This is a genomic window from Micromonospora sp. NPDC049081, assembly GCF_040648835.1.
Classification (GTDB): domain Bacteria; phylum Actinomycetota; class Actinomycetes; order Mycobacteriales; family Micromonosporaceae; genus Micromonospora; species Micromonospora antibiotica.
Genome location: NZ_JBEZEK010000001.1, coordinates 231,123 through 248,771, shown reverse-complemented (window position 1 = coordinate 248,771; position 17,649 = coordinate 231,123). Strand labels below are relative to the sequence as shown.

The following is a 17,649-nucleotide window of genomic DNA, read 5'->3' as shown; positions in this document are numbered from 1 at the left end:
GGCGACGCCCTGGCGCGGTGAGCGCCCCCGCGCGGCGCGACGCCGCCGCGAAGACCCCGCAGGCCGCTGTCCACAGCGACCCGCACGACCTGTGGCAGCAGGCGACCCGGATCCGCCAGGAATGGCTCGATCACGCCCTGTCCACGCAGCCGGCTGACCGGGCGACCGCCGAGCGGTCCCTGACCGCCCTCTACGCCCGGGCAGCACGGCCGCGACCTCGGTTCGTCTGGGTCGAATCGCCGGCCGCGGCACGTCCCCTGGTCACCGGCTGGCCCACCCTCGACCAGCTCTACGAACAGGTCCGGGACCCCCGGCCCCGCCGGACACCACCGCTGGTCAGCGACCTCGCCATGATCGCCTCCCGGCTGCGCGGCGCACTGGGCGCGGGCGTCACCCACCCCGATCCGGAAGTGTCCCCCGGGCGTACGGGCAGGACCAGGCAGCCCTGGCCCGAACTGGCACCGTCACGTGCGCTCGACAGCGGTGTCCCCCTGGCGGTCGTGTTGCACCAGGGCATCCGTACGGCGTTGCACCGCAGCCTCGCGCACGGGTTCTACCTGCCCGTGCGCGCGGCGCTCGCCGGCGGCGCTGCGGTTCCGGTGTGCTGGTACGGGCAGCAGGATGCGTCCTGGATCGCCTACTACGACGTGCTGCGTCGTCTCGGCCTGGCCGGCTACGGTCCGGACGAGACCGAACACGTCGACGCCTGGGCCGACCTCGCCCGCTCCTGCGGCTGGTGGTGGCCCGGCGAGGACGTCTGCGTCGTGGTGGACCGCCCCCGGGAGGTACGCACCGAGCCGGTCGTCGCCACGGTGCACGACCAGATCCGGTTGCTGCCTCGCGGGGTGTGCTACCGCGACGGCTGGCAACCACTCCTGAGCAGGTGAGCCGACCGCCGGCCGGGACAGGCAGTCCACGGTCCCGGCCGGCCGGTCCGGCCCCCTGCTGCTCATGATCTCCGCGGCCGGTCGGAAGCGGACCGGCCGGCGGGTTCGACGGATGAGACCCACGGCGGTCCGTGTGGCGGGAACACCGGGACGGGGCAGCTGCCGACCGGCCTCCCCGGCAGGCAGGCAGGCGGGGCGAAGGGCTTGACCTGGAGCGCGCTCCAGGTGGCAGGGTCGACGCCATGGCAGGGGACAGGGCAGTGGCCCGGCTGGTGCTGGGGACGATGAACTACGGCACGACCGTGGACCAGGATCGTGCGTTCGCGCTGCTGGACAGGTTCGTGGACGCGGGCGGGGAGTGGATCGACACCGCCAACTGCTACGCGTTCTGGTCCGACCCGGCCGGCGTCGGCGGGGCTAGTGAGCGGGTGATCGGGGCGTGGCTCCAGGCGCGTCCGGGCGGGCGGGCGCGGGTGAGGATCGCGACGAAGGTCCGGTACGACCCGTTGGTGGCGCACCGCTGGCCCGAGTCCGCCGAGGGACTGTCGGCCGGGGCGGTCGCGGCGGGTGTCGCCGGTAGCCTGTCGCGGCTGGGGGTCGACGCGGTCGATCTGTTGTGGGCGCACGGCGAGGACCGCAGCGTGCCGCTCGCTGAGACCGTTGCCGCCTTCGGTGCGCTCGTCAGCAGGGGGGACGTACACCGGGTCGGGGCGGCGAACCACGCGTCGTGGCGTGTCGAGCAGGCGCGGGCCCTGGCCCGGGGCCAGGGGGTGGCGCAGTGGTCGGCGGTGCAACTGCGGTATTCGTTGGCGCAGCCACGGCCCGGTGCCGTGTTGCCCGATCAGGGCCACAAGCTTCTCGCCGCCGACGATCTCGACTACGCGCGCACCGAGGGCCTGGACGTGTGGGCCTACACCCCGTTGATCAACGGTGGCTACGTCCGTCCTGACAAGCCCCTACCCGAGGCCTACGATCATCCGGGAACGCGTCGGGTCCTCGGTGTGCTCGACGAGGTCGGCGTCGAGACGGGGGCTACGCGTAACCAGGTGGTGCTCGCCTGGCTGCTGCGGCAGGGTGTCCGGCCCATCGTCGGCGTGAGTGACCTCGCGCAGCTCGACGAGGCCGTCGACGCGGTTCACGTGCCGTTGAAGGACGAGCAGATGGCCCGGCTGGCCGGCGCTCGCTGAACAGGAACGGAAGGCTCGCGATGAAGGCATCGATGCCTCCGGCGCAGGTGGCCGAACGTACCGGTCTCTCGCTGGACACCCTGCGGTACTACGAACGCGAAGGACTCATCGGCCCGGTCGACCGGGATTCCGGTGGGAAGCGCCGGTACTCCGACGACGACGTGTTCTGGATCGGACTGATCAGCTGCCTGCGTGACGCCGGCCTGGGAATCGCCGACCTGAGGCAGTTCACGTCGATGCTGCGTGAGGGGGATCCGGCGGGTGACCGGGTCGGCTTCCTCGTGCGGCACCGCAGCGAACTGCAACGACGCGTGAGGCAGATCGAAACCGCGATCTCGGTCCTGGACGACAAGATCGTCTACTACAGCGCCGCGGACTGAGGTCGAGCCGCCGCGGACTGAGGTCGAGCCGGCCTGGGCGACCGCGGACGCGGCGGATCAGCGGCGGCGGCGGGCCATCCACTGCCAGATGTGGGTGCCGCCGATGCTCGGGTCGTTGCGGGCCAGGTAGATCCAGGAAAAGTGACCGGGGAACTGGTAGCCGTTCCAGACGACGTGGTCGTACAGGGTGACCAGTGATCCCGGGATGAGGTGGTGGGCGTGGACCGTGTTGGTCTCGGGTGGCACCGTGTCGTCGTCGCGCGAGGTGACCAGCCAGGTCGGGGTCTGGATCGTCGCCAGTTCCGCGTCGGTGATCAGCGGCGGGCCCGCCGCGCCGAGTGGCTCGACGACGCCGCAGACCGGCACCGACGCGGCGAACAGGTCGGGGTAGGCGACCGTCATCTTCAGGGCCATGTAACCGCCGTTGCTGCAACCCGCCACGTAGATCCGGTCGGGGTCGACGCGCCTGCGGCGGACGAGGTCATCGACGATCTCGCGGATCAGCGGGGCGAACCGGGGGCCGTCCTCCATCCAGTAGGAGGTGCTCTGCGGAGCGACCACGTACGCGTCGGAGAAGATCCGTTGCGCCTGCGGGGTGGCGAAGCCCAACGCGCCGCGGTTGGCGCGCAGGGTGGTCTCGTTGTCGTAGTAGTCGTCGGGCAGGGAGGCGCCCTCGCCGGCCCCGTGCAGCCAGAGGATCAGCGGCAGCCGGCCATGGCGGGGTGGACGCTGCGGGGAGTACAGCCGGTACTTCATGCCCGAGCCTGAGACGTGGTGGCTGAAGGCGTCCACCTCGGGGTTCGACAGTCGCCCCTGCACGAAGCTGGTGATGGTGAGCGGTGGGCCGTGACGCCGGACGAGCGGGGTGTCCTGCGTGATGGTGTAGACGAGGTCCAGCCGGACGTTACGGGCCCTGCTCAGGATGTAGCCGAGGGTGCCGCCGCCGAGTTGGCCTTCGGCGTGGCTCAGTTCCAGCACGATGTTCCCGTGCCGGTCGAGCCGGGCTGCGGTCACCGTGCGGTCCAGGTCGTACTCGCTGAAGATCAGGTCGCCGGGAGCGATCGGGACGGGGCTGGTGGCCTTGGCGTGCACGGTGAACGTGCCGGGGTGGAGCCCGGCGGGATCGATCGGCCCGAGCCGGGCGGTGTCGAGGGTGACCGAGGTGACCTGTTCGCCGCCGTCGAGCGTCGTCGCGTCGAGGGTGAAGCTCACGCTCGTGGGGCGGTGGCCGTGGGCGTGGGCGGCCCCGGGCAGCGCGAGGCCGATGGCCGTGCCGGCGCCCCCGGCCAGGACGGTGCGGCGAGTGACCGACGTGGACATGCGACCCCCGACAACTACGTAGACATCTGTCGATAGAGGGTCAACGTAGCGCCGGGAAGATCGGCTGGCAACCGGTGTGCGGTGGCCCCACCACTCACTCCGCCCGCAACGGCACGTCCGCGAGCACCTGCCAGCCGGCACCGGGCACCCGGCCCGCCTCGAACCGGCCGCCGAGCAGCTGTACCCGTTCCCGCATGCCGACCAGGCCGTAGCCGCCGCCCCCGGACCTTCGCGGTCGGTCGGTGTGTCGTCCATCGTCGCGTACCTGCACGCGGACGGCCCCGTCGCCGGCCCGTACCGTCGCGCTGATCTCGCGGGCGCCCACGGCGTACCGCCGCGCGTTGGTCACCGACTCCTGGACCAGCCGCAGCACCGTGGTCGCGACCGCCGCCGGTACGGGCTCGGCGAGGTCCACCGCCAACCGGACCGGAGTGGCGTCTCCCTGGGTGACCGTCGCCGCGCGCAGGTCGGCGAGCAGGTCCGTGGTCGGCGCCGCCTGTTCGCCGCCGACCTCCTGCAACATGGCGACCATCCGCTGCATCGCCGACAGGGCGTCCGCGCCGGCACGTTCGATCACCGGCAGCACCCGCGCCGGCGCACCGGGATCGGGTACGGCCACCGCCTGCGCCGCCTGGGCCTGCACCACCATGCCGCCGATGTGGTGTGCCACCACGTCGTGCAGCTCCCGCGCCAGGGCCACCCGCTCACGCAACTGCGCCGCGACCACGACAGCCTGCCTCTCCCGCGCCCGCCGGGCGTCGCGAACCCGCAGGTACCAGCCGGCGACAACGGCCACCACCGGCAGGATCACCGACCAACCCAGGTCCTGGGGAGCACCGGGGTGCTCCGGTCGGATCACCCCGACCGCAAGACAGCCGGACAGGAGCAGCCCCACCAGGCCGGCGGCGGTGGAGCGGGACGACCGGCGGACCACCGCGACGACGGCGGCCAGGACCGCGGTGACCTCGGCAGCCCCCAACCCGCCTGCGGCGGAGGGGACCGCGACGCCGGCCAGCCGCAGCACCACCGACGACACCAGCAGGACCACCACGACGCTGACGCCCGCGACGACCGGCCACCGGGACGCCAGCAGAGCGAGGGCACACACCGTGAGGAAACCCGGCAGCTCCCACCGCTGGTCGTAGTGTCCCACCTCGCTCGCCGCCGCCCCGTCCAGGAGCAGCGCCAGCATGAGCAGCCCGGCCAGCGGCCAGTCCCAGGTGATCAGACCTCGCCAGTCGAGCTGCACGCCGCCAGTTCCTCGCGTCGGTCGAATCCGGAGTAGCCGCCGGTGACAATAGTGCAGTAGCCGTTCCGCTGCGATGACGACGAACCGTACTGTCTGCGGTGTCCTCCCGGTCGGTGTGGAGGCGCTGCACGGGATGGTGACGACGGTGGTACCGGCGCTGGTGCTGAGGCAGTGGCCCTGGGCAGCCCTGCTGGTGGTCGGTGCCCTGCTCGACGTCCAGACCGCGGTGGAACTCGACCCCGCGGGCGGGGGATGGATGGTGCCGGGCGTCGCCCTGATGGCGGCCATGGCGCTGCTGGCACAGGTACGGCCGGTTGCTGGGGCGCTCGGGGTCGCGGCGACCCTCGTCGTCTCGACCGTGGGGCTGCGGGTGGCCGGTACCGAGATGGTGGCGGGTCTGGCGGTGACCGAGTTGGCCGCGGTGGCGATCGTCATCGTGGCGGTGGTCCGGCGGGTTTCCGGGCTCGCCGCCGCCGGGCTCGTCGGACTGGTCCTGGCCACCGCAGTGGCGGCAGCGCAGCTACGACCGGAGTACTGGTCTCTGCCGGCGGGGTCGACGCCGGAGCCGTGGTGGAGTGTGGCGATGTCCGGCGTGGCGATGGTGGCGCTGCCGGCGACGTACGGGTGGTACCTGCGGGGTCGTGACCGGCACCGCGCCCGGGCGGAGCGGGCTGCCGTGATCGCGGTGCAGCAGCGGGAACGGCTCGGCCTGGCGCGGGAACTCCGCGACGTGGTGACACACCAGGTCCGGACGATGATGGACCAGGCACAGGCCGCGCAGCAGCTGTCCGCGTCGGACCCCGAGGCAGCAGTCAGGGCGCTGCCGGTGATCGAACGTCACGGCATCGAGGCACTGTCCTCGATGCGGCACCTCGTCGCCGCGCTGCGTGAGGGCGAACCGGGCGACGGCAGGACGCCGGCACCGCTGACCCGGACCACCGACCTGTCGGCCGACCTGCGGGCACTGGCGTCGGCCGGCAGCCCGCCGGTACGGATGACGGTCGAACTGGCCGAACCGGTGGCCGAGGAGGTCGCGACATCGGTGCTGCGCCTCGTGCGGGAGGCGGTGTCCAACGCCCGTCGGCACGGCGTCGGAACACGACAGATAGCGGCCTCGGTACGGAGCGGGCAGGGAAACCTCCGGGTCGAGGTCCGCGACGACGGGAGAGCGAACCGGATGATCGGCGGACGGCGCGGTGGCCTCGGACTCGTCGGCATGCGGGAGCGGGTGCGCCTGCTCGGTGGCCGGTTCACCGCAGGCCGTACCAGGGACGGCTGGCAGGTGACCGCCGACCTGCCGCTGTACCGGGCCGAACCGTAGCCGGCCGTCGCCGGACGAACTCCGGCGGGCGGGGAGCGCCGCTCGATCGTCCATCGTCGCAGCACCGAACGGCGGCATACCGGGCACCGGTGGCTGCGGGACAGCGCCGCGCGCACCCGTATCATCCGTGCTCGATGAGCGGTGGCCTCCGACGATCTCCGGGATGCACCAGGACACTGCCGCGTCGGACACGGACCGGAGCGGATCGACCGGGAAGCGGTCACGAGGACGGGGGACGGTAGCCGGTGCGGGTCTTGATCGCCGATGACCAGGAGTTGATGCGGGTCGGGTTCCGGATGATCCTGGAGGCCCAGCCGGACATCACCGTGGTCGCCGACGTCGCCGACGGACGCGCGGCACTCGATGCGGCGCGTCGGTTGCGCCCGGACGTGTGCCTGTTGGACATCCGGATGCCGGGCCTGGACGGGCTCCAGGTCACCCGGCTGCTCGCGGGCCCGGACGTGACCGAGCCGATCGCCGTGGTCGTCATCACCATGTTCGACGACGACGAGTACGTGGACGTCGCCCTGCAGTCCGGGGCGAGCGGGTTCCTGCTCAAGGACTGCGGGCCGGCCCTGCTGGTCGAGGCGGTCCGCGCGGCCGTACGCGGGGACGTCCTGGTCGCGCCACAGGTCACCGTCCGGCTGCTGCGGCATTTCCGGCACCGGCCGCAGATCCGCACGACCGCGTTGGTGGAGGCACTGACGGATCGGGAGAGCGACGTCGTACGGGCGGTGGCCCGGGGACTGACCAACCAGGAGATCGCGGACGATCTGTTCGTGGCGGTGTCCACCGTGAAGACCCACCTGGCTGCCGCCCAGTCGAAGCTCGGGGTACGTAACCGGGTCGAGGTCGCCTCCTGGGCGTGGCGTGCCGGTCTGGTCGACGCCTGACCGCAGCCCTGTCCGGGTGCGAAGGCATCCGGTCCGCCGTGACGCGCCCCGGACCCGTCCTGCCCGGACAGGACCCCGGTCACCGCAGTGACGTCGCCTCCACCTTTCGGATGAGGCGCGGCGTCTGATCTCCGCTCAGCGTCGAGCCGACGCCGGCTCGTGGACGGATCAGCCCGCAGCGTCCGTTCGGCAGGCTCTAGGCCATGAACCCCGCAGCGCGGTACGAGACGAGCCCGCCAGGTCACCGGCCTGAACGGCTGGTGTCGTCGGCGCCGTCGCGGTTGCTCCGGTAACGCCCGACACGCGATCCGCCTGCCGGCCCGCCCGATCGGCGTCCGCCGGAGGTCCACCCGGTCTCCGTCACACCTCTCCTGAAGGAAAGCACATGCGTCACACCCGTTCGTTCGTCATCGGGGCTGTCCTCGCCACCGCCGGCCTGCTGACCGCCTGCGCCAGCAACGAGGGCACATCCGACGCCCCGGCCGGCACGTCCGCACCCTCGACATCCACCCCGGCCGGGTCGCCCTCCGTCTCGACGGCCCCCGCCGGGCCCTCGACCACGCCGGCCGCTGCCGCGCCGACCCGCAGCACCGCCGCTGCACCGGCGAAGCCGACGACCCGGGCGAAGGCCACCTCGGACCTGTCCGGACTCCGGATCACCGGCATCAAGGCCGGCAAGAGCGTCCTGATCGACGTCGCCGGCGACGGGGTGGACCGCTTCCTGCAGGCGGGCCAGGGTGGGGTCGACTTCACCGGGACCGACCGGACGGACTCCACCGCGATGGCCCTCTACCCGGCGGCGGTGGCGGCGAAGAACCGGGTGGTCATCAAGCCGCCGTTCTGGAACGAGGAGGTCGGCGGCGGGTACTGCATCGCGGACACCGCCGGTGCCGCGTTGAAGCTGGAGAACTGCCGCGACGGGAAGACGTCGCAGGTCTGGCAGGTCGTCCTGGCAGGTGACTCCGGCCTGTTCGAACTGCACGGGGCCTACGGCGTCATCGGCGTCAGGAACGGCCGCATCACGGCCTCCGGAGACGGCGACATCGGACTGCAGGTCCTGCCGTACGCCTCCTGACAGCGCCCGACCGGTCGGCCTCCTCGTCGACACCGACCACCCGGACGGCCGCGCCCCACCATCGCGTGTCCGTACCGTCTCCGCCCGCACCACATCGGATCATTCCCGGCACCGGACGACCTCACTGTCCGCGACAACAGTCCGGTGCCGCGCAACGCCTAGCAGAGAGAAGCAGAACATGGGATTTACGGCATACCTCGCGCTGTTCGCCGTGGCCGCGTCCGTAGTCGTCTTCGTCGTGACCCGCAGGCGCCGGAGTCTCGCTGCCGCTTTGGGACTGTCGGCGCTCACCTTCCTGGGCATCGCCGTCGCCTCGATCCTGTGGGTGCAGCTGGCTGTCAGTGGCATGGACGGTTGACCGCGCACCACTGTTGCGGGCAGACACGAGCGGAGCGGCAGGGGATTCCCGTCCGCTCCGCGTGCCTGATCGCCCCACCGAGGCCGTGACGAGTCAGGTCGGGCTACCAGTCCGAACGGGTGCTGCTCCTACCGGACACCGCGCGAACGGTGCTGGTACCTGCCCTGGTCGTCCGGCCGGCCGTTGTCCTGAGGAAGGTCTTCGCCCGACCAGGAGATGACCATGGCCGACCCGGTCGGACCCGGTGGAGGGCCTACTCTCCGTCCTCCGGGTAGGGCACCGACCGCTCCCACGCCGCTTCGAACTCGTCACGGCTGATCTCCATCCGCACGTACCGGGGGTCCCGGAGGTCCCGGGGCGGGTTGAGCAGGTCGTCAGCCAGCCGGAACACGCCCTCCGTCGACACCTCCACCTCCCGCAGGCGACGCCCGTCCGGGCCGACCTCCACGAGGAAGACGGCGCCCTCCTCGTCGTCGCGCAGGTACACCCGCTCCCGCCCGGCAAGCACCCCGTACCCGGGCAGCGATCGGTGCGCGGCGCGCTGGTCCCACAGGTCCGCCAGGGAAGTCCCCGACAGCGCGTCCAGGTGCAGCTCCTCCTCCACGGAGGGGCCCAGCTCGCGAATGCTCGCCTCGTCGGTGATCACTTCGACCTCGGCGACGTTCTCCACGATGTCCTCGGCAGAAGCGGCCCACACCCACCACCACATGCCACCCATGCCGTAGTCATGGCACACCAGATACCGCTTCTTCCCCGCGTCCACCGGACGATGGTGCCACGGCGCGACGGAGCGTCAGCCGCAGCCAGGTTTCGGGTACTCGGACTCTCCGGGTGTGGCCGGGTGAACCGGCATTCGGTGTGCTGGCCGGGCCGGCGGACAACTGTCCGGCCGAACGGGCCTGAGGACGTCGAACTCGTGGCCTCCCGGGTCGGTCATCGTCACATGGTCAGGCGTCCCAGGTCGGCGGGGTGATCTTCCACAGCGACCGGTTGAACCGTAGGCGGTGTGGCAGTAGCGACTTCGTCGACGCCCGCCAACGGCACGGCGCATCGGCTCGTCGTACGGACAATGCCCTGGTCGAGGCATTCAGCGCCGACTGCGAGCGTGAGCCCGACGTGTCAGGGGTGTTCGGCTGTTTTGGCTCGACGCAACACGAGAGTCCGGTTCCCGACTCGAATCGTGATCCCCTACCGAGCCTTAGTAAGATCGGAAATCCAAATTGGGCAGTTGCCCGGTATTCAGGTTCCCGGTCGCGGTCGACTCTCCCACATTCATGGGAGCAGCATCTAAGGAGCATTCTCTGCTGCTGGTGGTCGCGGGCTGGCGGGCCAAAGAAGAGCTGCTCCCTGTTTCGGTTGACTGTGACCCGGCGTGGCCTTCAATCCCACGCGATGTTTGAAGGGGCTCCTCCTTATGGTCATCTCGACAGATCAGATGTCCTATGAGCAGTCGCCGTTGTGGCGCCGGACGCTCGGTGAAGTTCCCGGGGATTGCTGGGCGGCGCAGCGGGCGGCTTTGCGAGCCGCGTATCAGCAGTTCCGGTCGACGGTCGCGCCGCTCGCCAACGAGATCGTGATTTCTATGCCGATGTTCACCGACCACTCCATTTCTCATATCGACGCGCTTTGGGACACCGCGTCCATCGTCTGCGGCGTCGACTTTCCGATCAATCCAGCCGAAGCTTTTGTGCTCGGCGGTGCCTTTCTCATGCACGATCTTGGGATGGGGCTTTGCGCCTATCCCGGTGGTGCGGACCAGGTCATCGCCGATCCTGCCTATGCGGGGCTCCTGGCTATCGCGACAGAGCGACTGCAGAATCTGGAACCGGCTGCGGACCAGTCGACGATCAATGTGGTCGCACAAAAGCAGGCACTCGTCGAGCTGCTGCGGCGGCGTCATGCCGAACGGGCCCAGCAGTTGCTACGAACCCCCTTCGTCGGACCAGATGGGAGTGACAACTATCTCCTGGCCGATCTCAGCCTCCGACTTGACTACGGAAGCATGATCGGCGAAATTGCCGAGAGTCACTGGTGGGATGTTGGTCGACTACGCGAGCTGGACCGGGTGCAGGGTTCCCGCCCGGACCATCCGCCAGCCTGGACCGTGGATCCGCTGAAGATCGCTTGCATTCTGCGCCTGGCCGATGCGGCGCACATAGACAGCCGGCGCGCGCCGAGCTATGTGCACGCGTTCCGGCGTCCGAGTGGCGTCGCCGAAGACCACTGGGTGTTCCAGGAGCGACTGACCCGTCCACAGCTGGACGATGATCGTCTCGTGTATACATCGACGCGACGTTTCGCAGGGGCGGAGGCGCCCGCCTGGTGGTTGGCCCACGAGACAATCCAGATGATTGACGGCGAGCTGCGTCGTGTCGATGCGCTCTGCGCTGACCTCAAGCGCCCCCGTTTCCGGGCCCGGTCGGTCGCTGGTGCGGATGCTCCCGACCGGCTCGCGGCCTACCTGCAGACTGACCGGTGGCGCCCCATTGATGCGCGGATCAGGGTCACCGATGTCGATAAGGTGGTGGGCAATCTCGGTGGAGAAAAGCTGTACGGGAAGCGGCCGGATGTGGCCTTGAGGGAGTTGATCGCCAACGCCTCGGATGCCACACTGGCTCGCGCGGCACGGGAAGGCGCGCCGCCCGGCACGGTCACTATCGGACTGACCCTGGAGGGCGGCTCTTGGTGGCTGACGGTGGCCGACCAAGGGATCGGTATGCAGCCAGACACGATGGTGTCGGCCCTGACCGACTTTGGTTTCTCCCGATGGCGGTCTGCCGACATGTTGACGGAATATCCGGAACTGAGTGGATTCCAGCCGACCGGGCGCTTCGGTATCGGCTTCTTCTCTATCTTCATGATCGCCGATAAGGTGATCGTCCGCAGCCTGGCGCTGGATGAAGCGGCGCGAGATACTCATGTGCTGGAATTTGCGAATGGCGTGTCGGTTCGACCATTGCTTCGTGCAGCCGAGCGCGCCGAATGGCTCCGTCAGCCAGGAACTGTTATACGCGCCTGCCTGAGGGTGGAGCCGCGGTCCGGCAACGGGCTGTTCCGCAATGCGAGTCGACGACTCACGCATACCGAGTACCTGCACGCGATGGTGCTGCCCATGTGCGCTCTGGCGCGGGTGCATGTCGATGTGCAGGGGCCAGACGATCCCCTGCCCGTGCGCCTGGTAAACGCAAATGACTGGTTAGCGATCTCAGACTCGGAATTGTTCGAGCGCGTTTACCTTAGACCCGACGATACCTACGGGCGCCGGCTTGGCCTCGAGGAGTATCACCAACGTTTTCTCGAACGGGCCGAGGAACTACGTGACGAGCATGGTCAAGTGATCGGCAGGGCCATGATGACGTCGATGTGGGAGGGAACCTGCGGCGCAGGGGGTTGGGTGAACTGTCATTCGAAGATATACGTGGGTGGTTTGGAATCCGACACCCTTCGCGAGACCATGGGCGTCTTTGTCGGCAGTCCCCTGACCGCAGACCGACTGCGGTCATTTCCGGACGCCAACCCCGAGCAGCTCACCAGATGGGCGGAGTCGCAGGCCGATCGGGTGGGCCGCAACCCGCGAATCGGGTCGGAGCAACGCCAGATCATCGGTAACCTGAGCCGGGCATTGGGCGCTGAGGCGCCACAACTACCGTGTGCGTTGTCGAGTGGCCGAGCGCTCGATGTGGCGGATCTGCATGGTTGGCTGGAGGCTCGGAATACAATTCTACTGGTAGACAGTAGTTTCTACGTGCACTACCGGTCGGACGGTACTCCGTGGTTCATTTCTTTCGGTGGTGGCGAGCTGCAATTTCCCGAAGACTGTCTCGTCGTCAATTTCTACTCTGAGTGGCTGTATCCGGAAGAAGTGTTGCCGAGGCCCAAGGATGAGCGTTTTGCCGACACGGAACTTCAGGGAGTGAAATGGAATGCTCGGAGTTGGTGGTATGATACAGGCAATTTTGGGTCGGTCGGATTGGTGATACGTGTCATCGCGGCGATGTGGGAGCTTGCGCTGCCCGATCTGCTCGACCTGATGGAGCCGATGCACTTGGATGAGGATGGTGACGAGCGGTGTCCGGTGTCGCTTGTCGGCGGCGGCATCGAACGTGTCGAAATGGTACGGCTGCAGCGCCCGTTGGGTGTGGCAGGTCAGGCCAGGGCGGCCGATAAATGAAGCGGTCACCTCGGCTGGTCGGTTCCGGACGGTTGCCGGTGGGGCGTGGTGGCGACCCGCGACGACGGGCTGGTCAGCGCGATGAGCGCTGGTCCCCCGATCCGGACCGTGTGGGGATCCACAAAGACGCTGCAGCTCAGACTGAGTTCCAACTCGAACGGTACCGCTACATCCTGCAGCAGATCCACGCCGCCAACGAGAATGTTCACCGCTTCCTCGGCATCTACCAAACGTTGGCCACGACGCTGATCGGCGCGGCATTGGCTCTGTTTGTCGGTTACCGCGACTGGAATATTCCAACGGGCACTGTTCGGGCGGGAATTCTTGCCCTCCTGTGGTTGGTGACCGTCGTTGCAGCCTTTACGGTCCTCGTGGTGGTCGTTGGCGTCCTGACCTGGCTCGACTACCGCCACGAAGAGTGTCAACTGTTGTCCGACGTCCTGCAGCCGGACTTCCGGGCACCACCGACGTTACGCAATTTCTACCGATGGTACGAGACATACATTATCGTCTTCATTGCGGGAACGGTCGCTGCGATGTGGTGGTCCGCGCTGGAGTTGATCATTCCTGCTGTCCATCCATAGGGTGTCGTGATCGTGCGATGCCTTATGCGAAGTCAGGGCCGACCACTACGACCACTGCGCCGATATCACCAGGCGTGCCGCCGAACGCGGTTAGGCCTCAGTGGCCACGGACACTTCAGCTCTTCATCGCCGCAACCGCCCCGCCGTACCACGAACTCCTCCTGCGGTCGGCGGCGGTCACGCCGACCTTCCCGAACGCGTCGCCTGCAGCGTCACCACCGCCGCCTACGCCCAGCGGTGGAACAACCACCCGTGGACGCCTGACCGTGCGGCGCAAGAGTGCTGCCGGAAAAGGCACGTTGCGGTGTGGAGGCGTGCGTCCTAGCGGGTGCGATACAGATGAATAGGCGTCGATGGTTGGAGGCGTGGATGCGGGCGGTGGTCGCTGTCGTTGTCGCCAGCCTCACCATGGCCGTCGCCCCGACCGGGACGGCCAGCGGAGCGGCCCTGGCCGGGACGGCCGGCGGGGCGACCCTCGCGTGGCGGGCGTGCCCCGGTGTCGATGACACGCGCCTGCGCTGTGCCACCGTCGACGTGCCGCTCGACCATGCGCGGCCGGCCGGCCCCAGGATCGACATCATGATCTCCCGGCTGGCCGCGACCGACCCGGCGCTGCGCCGCGGTGTGCTGGTCACCACGGGTGGCGGACCGGGTGGTGCCGGTGTGCCCGAGCCGCTGAACCTCGCCGCCGTCGTCGATCCGGCGGTGCTCGCCCGGTACGACATCGTCGGGTTCGACATGCGCTTCGTCGAACGCAGCACCCCGATCACCTGCGGCCAGCCTGAGGAGGAACCAGGCGGCTACTGGGTGCGCACCGCGACGTACCAGTCCCTGGAGGACACCGCCGTCGAGGCCCGTGAGTACGCCCGTGCCTGCGCCCGGCACGCCGGTTGGGCGTTGCCGTTCGCCACGACCGCGCAGGCCGCCCGCGACATGGACGCCATCCGGGCAGTCCTCGGCGAGCGGAAGCTGTCCTTCCTCGGGGGGTCGTACGCGGCGATGCTCGGCGTCGCGTACGGCACGCTCTTCCCGCACCGGGCGGACCGGTTCGTGCTGGACAGCCCGGTCGACCTCGACCTCGCCTGGCGGCCCTACGAGCTGGAACGGCTCCCGGCCTTCGAGGACAACTACGCCGCCTTCACCGGGTACCTCGCCGACAACGACGCGACGTTCGGGCTCGGTGGCACGCCGACCGAGGTCGCGGAAACCCTGAGCGGGGCTTTCGCCGAGGCGGCGCTCGACCCGATCGTGGCCGGGGACCACGCGTGGACCGCCGGCGAACTCGGCTCCCTGACGGTCATCGCGACGTACTTCGAGCAGTTCTGGCCGGTGGTCGCGACCGACCTGGCCGCCATCCTCGCCCACGCCCCGCCGCCGATCCCCCTCGACCCGCGGCCGGCACCCCTGCCCGGGACCCCGGGCGTGCCGGCGGACAACCACACCGCGGTCAACATGGCGTTCCGCTGCGGCGACGACGCGTGGCCCCGTGACCTGGCGACCTACCGCCGCGACCTGAACCGACTCGGCACCCGCCACCCGGTCTTCGGTCCGTCGATCGCCAACGTCAACCCCTGCGCCTTCTGGCCGGTCAGCCGGGACAACACACCGCCGCTGGCCGGCAACCGGGCACCGGCGGCACTCGTCGTCGCCGCACTGCGCGACGCCTCGGTGCCGCCGGCCAACTCGATCGCGACCGCCCGGGCCATCACCGGCTCCCGGCTGGTCACGGTGGACAAGCAGACCCATGTGCCGCTGCTCAGCGGCCAGGCCAACGCCTGCCTGACCGGCACCGTCACCGCCTACCTGGTGCACGGGCAGCTGCCGAGGCGCGACACGGCCTGCTGACGGCGCCTTGCCGGGTCGTCGCGGCGGTGTTCGCCTGCGGTACGTGGCGGAGCGAGCGGGTGCTCCGCCAGGCGACCGCCGTTGGCCGTGGCTACGAGGGGAACCGCCGCCACTGCCCCTCGGAGACGACCTCGACGACGCCGTCGGTCACCGTGATGGCCGTCTGATCGTCGATGGCGTACGCCGGACCCGCGATCTCGGCCGCCCATCTCTCGGCATCAGCCATGGTGTTGTCGGGCTCAAGACCCAGGTGCGGGAAGATCGAGAAGTCGACGACTCCCAGTGTGCGGTCGTCGGGCGCGGACTGCCACGCGACGAATTCCGCGCCGATCCGGGGGGTCAGCACCATGCTCCCCGCACTCAGCCCCACCCAGACGGTGTCCGGCAGTGTCGGCAGGAGGTCCGCCAGCCCGGAGTGCCGCATCCAGTGGCACAGGTATGCCGCATCGCCGCCGGCCACGAGGATGACGTCGGCGTCCCGCACCCAGGGAACCCACCGCTGCCCGCCGATGCTGGGCAACGCCGTCAGCTCCAGGACACCCAGCGACTCCCAGCCCAGGCCGCACATGGGCAGCGGCGTGTGACCGGTGATGAAACGCCAGGCCGAGGCTGGCCCGGACATGGGGTTGCCGTACAGCGCCGTGGGGATGCAGAGGGCACTGGAGGCGGCGATCGGTTTGCCCAGTAGGTCGACCAGCGCCTCGTGGATACTCCCGTTCGTGATCCCTGCGGACGTGAGGAGGAGCCGCACGCGTGCCTCCTGTCCGTAGCGCTCACGACTGCCCGCCTTGATAGTTGCGCACCATTGGTCGGTGCCCGCAGACGGGTCCGTCCGGAGCAATTTGCCGACGCCATTGTCAGTCCTGGGATTTGTAGCGCCCTTGCGGCGACCCCACGCGTCGCTGACCCGGCCCGACGGCCTCGGTGCCGCACCGGTTCTTTCACGACAAACTGGACGAGTTGGGTGTGACCCTTGCCTCATCATCGACCGATCCCTATCTTTGATGGAAAGCGCTTTCCCAACCCAGATACTCCCGCTCGAAAGGTGAGATCAGATGAGACGCAAAGTCGCCTCGCGGTGGCTGACCGGCAGCGCCACCGTGGTCGCAGGCGCCGTCGTCGCGCTGGCGCTACAGATTCCCAGCGCCTCGGCCGCCACGAACCTGAGCCTCGGCGCCGGCGCCGACGGCTCCAGTAAGGCCAGCGGTACCAGCTACGGCAACGTCATCGACGGCAACACCGGCACCTACTGGTCGCCGAGCGGATCGACCGGCACGATCTCGGTCAAGTGGGGCAGCGCCACCACGGTGTCCTCGGCCGTCATCGTGCAGGCCTCGGGCGGCGGCTCGATCAGCGGCTGGCAGCTCAAGAACAACGACACGGGCGCCGTCCTGGCCAGCGGCAGCAGCGCCCCGAGCACCGTCAACTTCTCCTCGACGTCGCTGAAGAAGATCTCCTTCGTCATCACCGGCGCGTCCGGCACCCCGCGGATCGCCGAGTTCGAGACGTACTCCAGCGGCGGGTCGACCCCGACCTCCGGTCCCACCAGCAGTCCGACGTCCGGCCCGACCAGCAATCCGGGCACGCCGACCGGAGCGTGGCCGTCGTCGGCCGGCTCGGTCAGCATCTCCGGCACGGTCAACGTCTCCGGCACGTTCGACGGCGGGATGAAGACCTACTGCTGCATCGGTGACGGTGGGCAGGGCGAGTCGCAGGACCCGATGTTCAAGATCGCCAACGGTGGCACGCTGCAGAACGTCATCCTCGGTTCGCCGGCCGGCGACGGCGTGCACTGTGAAGGCACCTGCACCCTGCGCAACGTGTGGTGGAACGACATCGGTGAGGACGCCGCCACCTTCAAGCAGACCAACGGCGGCACCTCGTACGTCATCGGTGGCGGTGCGCGCAGCGGCAGCGACAAGACCTTCCAGCACAACGGCAACGGCACGGTCAACATCTCCGGCTTCTACCTGAAGGGGTCCGGCAAGCTGTACCGCGGCTGCGGCAACTGCACCACCTCGTACACCCGCCACGTGCGTATCGACAACGTCCTGGTCGACGACATCGACATGCTCGCCGGCATCAACAGCAACTGGAACGACACCGCCACGATCACCCGCGTGGTCGTGATCGGCTCGGCCACCATCTGCGGCAAGTACAAGGGTGTGCCCAAGGGCAGCGAACCCAGCTACCTCGGCGAGGGCTGGAACGACGCCAACTGCAAGGTCAACAGGAGTGACGTCACCTTCCGGTAGTCATCCCGGACGAGGTCCTGCGCAGCGGGGCATCCGCACCAGGCGGGTGCCCCGCTGCGCTGCGGCCGGCCGGGCGGACGAATGCTGGACACCGGGTCCGGCTGGCGCGTCGCCCGCGTCGCGG

At 69.3% G+C, this 17,649-nt stretch carries 15 protein-coding genes; 11 read left to right on the top strand and 4 right to left on the bottom strand.

The window, feature by feature from the left end:
* Nucleotides 1-17 precede the first annotated feature (17 nt).
* The 3 genes from AB0B63_RS00765 (at nucleotide 18) to AB0B63_RS00755 (ending at nucleotide 2,454) form a co-directional block, all read left to right on the top strand.
* Nucleotides 18-887, top strand: a complete 870-nt coding sequence (locus tag AB0B63_RS00765) for a DUF6745 domain-containing protein (RefSeq protein WP_357013405.1) — start codon at nucleotides 18-20, stop codon at nucleotides 885-887.
* Between the two features lie 242 nt (nucleotides 888-1,129).
* Nucleotides 1,130-2,074 (top strand): aldo/keto reductase, encoded by a 945-nt coding sequence (locus AB0B63_RS00760; RefSeq protein WP_357013403.1) that lies wholly within the window; start codon nucleotides 1,130-1,132, stop codon nucleotides 2,072-2,074.
* A 20-nt stretch (nucleotides 2,075-2,094) separates the two neighbouring features.
* A complete protein-coding gene (locus AB0B63_RS00755) occupies nucleotides 2,095-2,454 on the top strand; it encodes a MerR family transcriptional regulator (protein ID WP_208567601.1) in 360 nt (119 codons plus the stop codon).
* A 57-nt stretch (nucleotides 2,455-2,511) separates the two neighbouring features.
* On the opposite strand, the gene AB0B63_RS00750 is transcribed toward AB0B63_RS00755, so the two are convergent.
* Nucleotides 2,512-3,774, bottom strand: coding sequence for a PHB depolymerase family esterase (locus tag AB0B63_RS00750; RefSeq protein ID WP_357013399.1), 1,263 nt, complete (start codon nucleotides 3,772-3,774; stop codon nucleotides 2,512-2,514).
* A 94-nt stretch (nucleotides 3,775-3,868) separates the two neighbouring features.
* Complete coding sequence (locus tag AB0B63_RS00745; RefSeq protein WP_357013396.1) at nucleotides 3,869-5,023, bottom strand: histidine kinase; 1,155 nt, start codon at nucleotides 5,021-5,023, stop codon at nucleotides 3,869-3,871.
* 73 nt (nucleotides 5,024-5,096) lie between these two features.
* Between AB0B63_RS00745 and AB0B63_RS00740 the strand changes: the two genes are divergently transcribed.
* From AB0B63_RS00740 to AB0B63_RS00725, 4 genes are all read left to right on the top strand, one after another.
* Complete coding sequence (locus tag AB0B63_RS00740; RefSeq protein ID WP_357013394.1) at nucleotides 5,097-6,344, top strand: histidine kinase; 1,248 nt, start codon at nucleotides 5,097-5,099, stop codon at nucleotides 6,342-6,344.
* A 245-nt stretch (nucleotides 6,345-6,589) separates the two neighbouring features.
* On the top strand, nucleotides 6,590-7,237 hold the full coding sequence (locus AB0B63_RS00735) for a response regulator transcription factor (RefSeq protein ID WP_357013391.1): 648 nt from the start codon (nucleotides 6,590-6,592) through the stop codon (nucleotides 7,235-7,237).
* A 385-nt stretch (nucleotides 7,238-7,622) separates the two neighbouring features.
* Entirely contained in the window at nucleotides 7,623-8,312 is a 690-nt protein-coding gene (locus AB0B63_RS00730) for a hypothetical protein (protein ID WP_357013388.1), read from the top strand.
* Between the two features lie 178 nt (nucleotides 8,313-8,490).
* On the top strand, nucleotides 8,491-8,670 hold the full coding sequence (locus AB0B63_RS00725) for a hypothetical protein (protein WP_219463384.1): 180 nt from the start codon (nucleotides 8,491-8,493) through the stop codon (nucleotides 8,668-8,670).
* A gap of 253 nt (nucleotides 8,671-8,923) precedes the next feature.
* On the opposite strand, the gene AB0B63_RS00720 is transcribed toward AB0B63_RS00725, so the two are convergent.
* Nucleotides 8,924-9,433, bottom strand: coding sequence for a hypothetical protein (locus AB0B63_RS00720; RefSeq protein WP_357013385.1), 510 nt, complete (start codon nucleotides 9,431-9,433; stop codon nucleotides 8,924-8,926).
* Nucleotides 9,434-10,105: 672 nt separating this feature from the next.
* On the opposite strand from AB0B63_RS00720, the gene AB0B63_RS00715 reads away from it, so the two are divergent.
* The 3 genes from AB0B63_RS00715 (at nucleotide 10,106) to AB0B63_RS00705 (ending at nucleotide 15,270) form a co-directional block, all read left to right on the top strand.
* Nucleotides 10,106-12,841, top strand: coding sequence for an ATP-binding protein (locus AB0B63_RS00715; protein ID WP_357013382.1), 2,736 nt, complete (start codon nucleotides 10,106-10,108; stop codon nucleotides 12,839-12,841).
* A complete protein-coding gene (locus AB0B63_RS00710) occupies nucleotides 12,838-13,425 on the top strand; it encodes a hypothetical protein (RefSeq protein WP_357013378.1) in 588 nt (195 codons plus the stop codon). Before AB0B63_RS00715 ends, AB0B63_RS00710 begins: the two co-directional genes overlap by 4 nt.
* Nucleotides 13,426-13,764: 339 nt before the next feature.
* On the top strand, nucleotides 13,765-15,270 hold the full coding sequence (locus tag AB0B63_RS00705) for an alpha/beta fold hydrolase (RefSeq protein ID WP_357013376.1): 1,506 nt from the start codon (nucleotides 13,765-13,767) through the stop codon (nucleotides 15,268-15,270).
* A gap of 91 nt (nucleotides 15,271-15,361) precedes the next feature.
* Here AB0B63_RS00705 and AB0B63_RS00700 read toward each other — a convergent pair whose 3' ends face one another.
* Nucleotides 15,362-16,021, bottom strand: a complete 660-nt coding sequence (locus AB0B63_RS00700) for a Type 1 glutamine amidotransferase-like domain-containing protein (protein ID WP_357013374.1) — start codon at nucleotides 16,019-16,021, stop codon at nucleotides 15,362-15,364.
* 304 nt (nucleotides 16,022-16,325) lie between these two features.
* On the opposite strand from AB0B63_RS00700, the gene AB0B63_RS00695 reads away from it, so the two are divergent.
* Nucleotides 16,326-17,525 (top strand): pectate lyase, encoded by a 1,200-nt coding sequence (locus AB0B63_RS00695; RefSeq protein ID WP_357013372.1) that lies wholly within the window; start codon nucleotides 16,326-16,328, stop codon nucleotides 17,523-17,525.
* Nucleotides 17,526-17,649: the final 124 nt, after the last annotated feature.

Bases quoted from the DNA above. Each gene is read 5' to 3' on its own strand.
- AB0B63_RS00760 (WP_357013403.1), top strand. From the start codon at position 1,130: ATGGCAGGGGACAGGGCAGTGGCCCGGCTGGTGCTGGGGACGATGAAC.
- AB0B63_RS00750 (WP_357013399.1), bottom strand. From the start codon at position 3,774: ATGTCCACGTCGGTCACTCGCCGCACCGTCCTGGCCGGGGGCGCCGGC.
- AB0B63_RS00755 (WP_208567601.1), top strand. From the start codon at position 2,095: ATGAAGGCATCGATGCCTCCGGCGCAGGTGGCCGAACGTACCGGTCTC.
- AB0B63_RS00695 (WP_357013372.1), top strand. From the start codon at position 16,326: ATGAGACGCAAAGTCGCCTCGCGGTGGCTGACCGGCAGCGCCACCGTG.
- AB0B63_RS00705 (WP_357013376.1), top strand. From the start codon at position 13,765: ATGAATAGGCGTCGATGGTTGGAGGCGTGGATGCGGGCGGTGGTCGCT.
- AB0B63_RS00730 (WP_357013388.1), top strand. From the start codon at position 7,623: ATGCGTCACACCCGTTCGTTCGTCATCGGGGCTGTCCTCGCCACCGCC.
- AB0B63_RS00740 (WP_357013394.1), top strand. From the start codon at position 5,097: ATGACGACGAACCGTACTGTCTGCGGTGTCCTCCCGGTCGGTGTGGAG.
- AB0B63_RS00725 (WP_219463384.1), top strand. From the start codon at position 8,491: ATGGGATTTACGGCATACCTCGCGCTGTTCGCCGTGGCCGCGTCCGTA.
- AB0B63_RS00710 (WP_357013378.1), top strand. From the start codon at position 12,838: ATGAAGCGGTCACCTCGGCTGGTCGGTTCCGGACGGTTGCCGGTGGGG.
- AB0B63_RS00715 (WP_357013382.1), top strand. From the start codon at position 10,106: ATGTCCTATGAGCAGTCGCCGTTGTGGCGCCGGACGCTCGGTGAAGTT.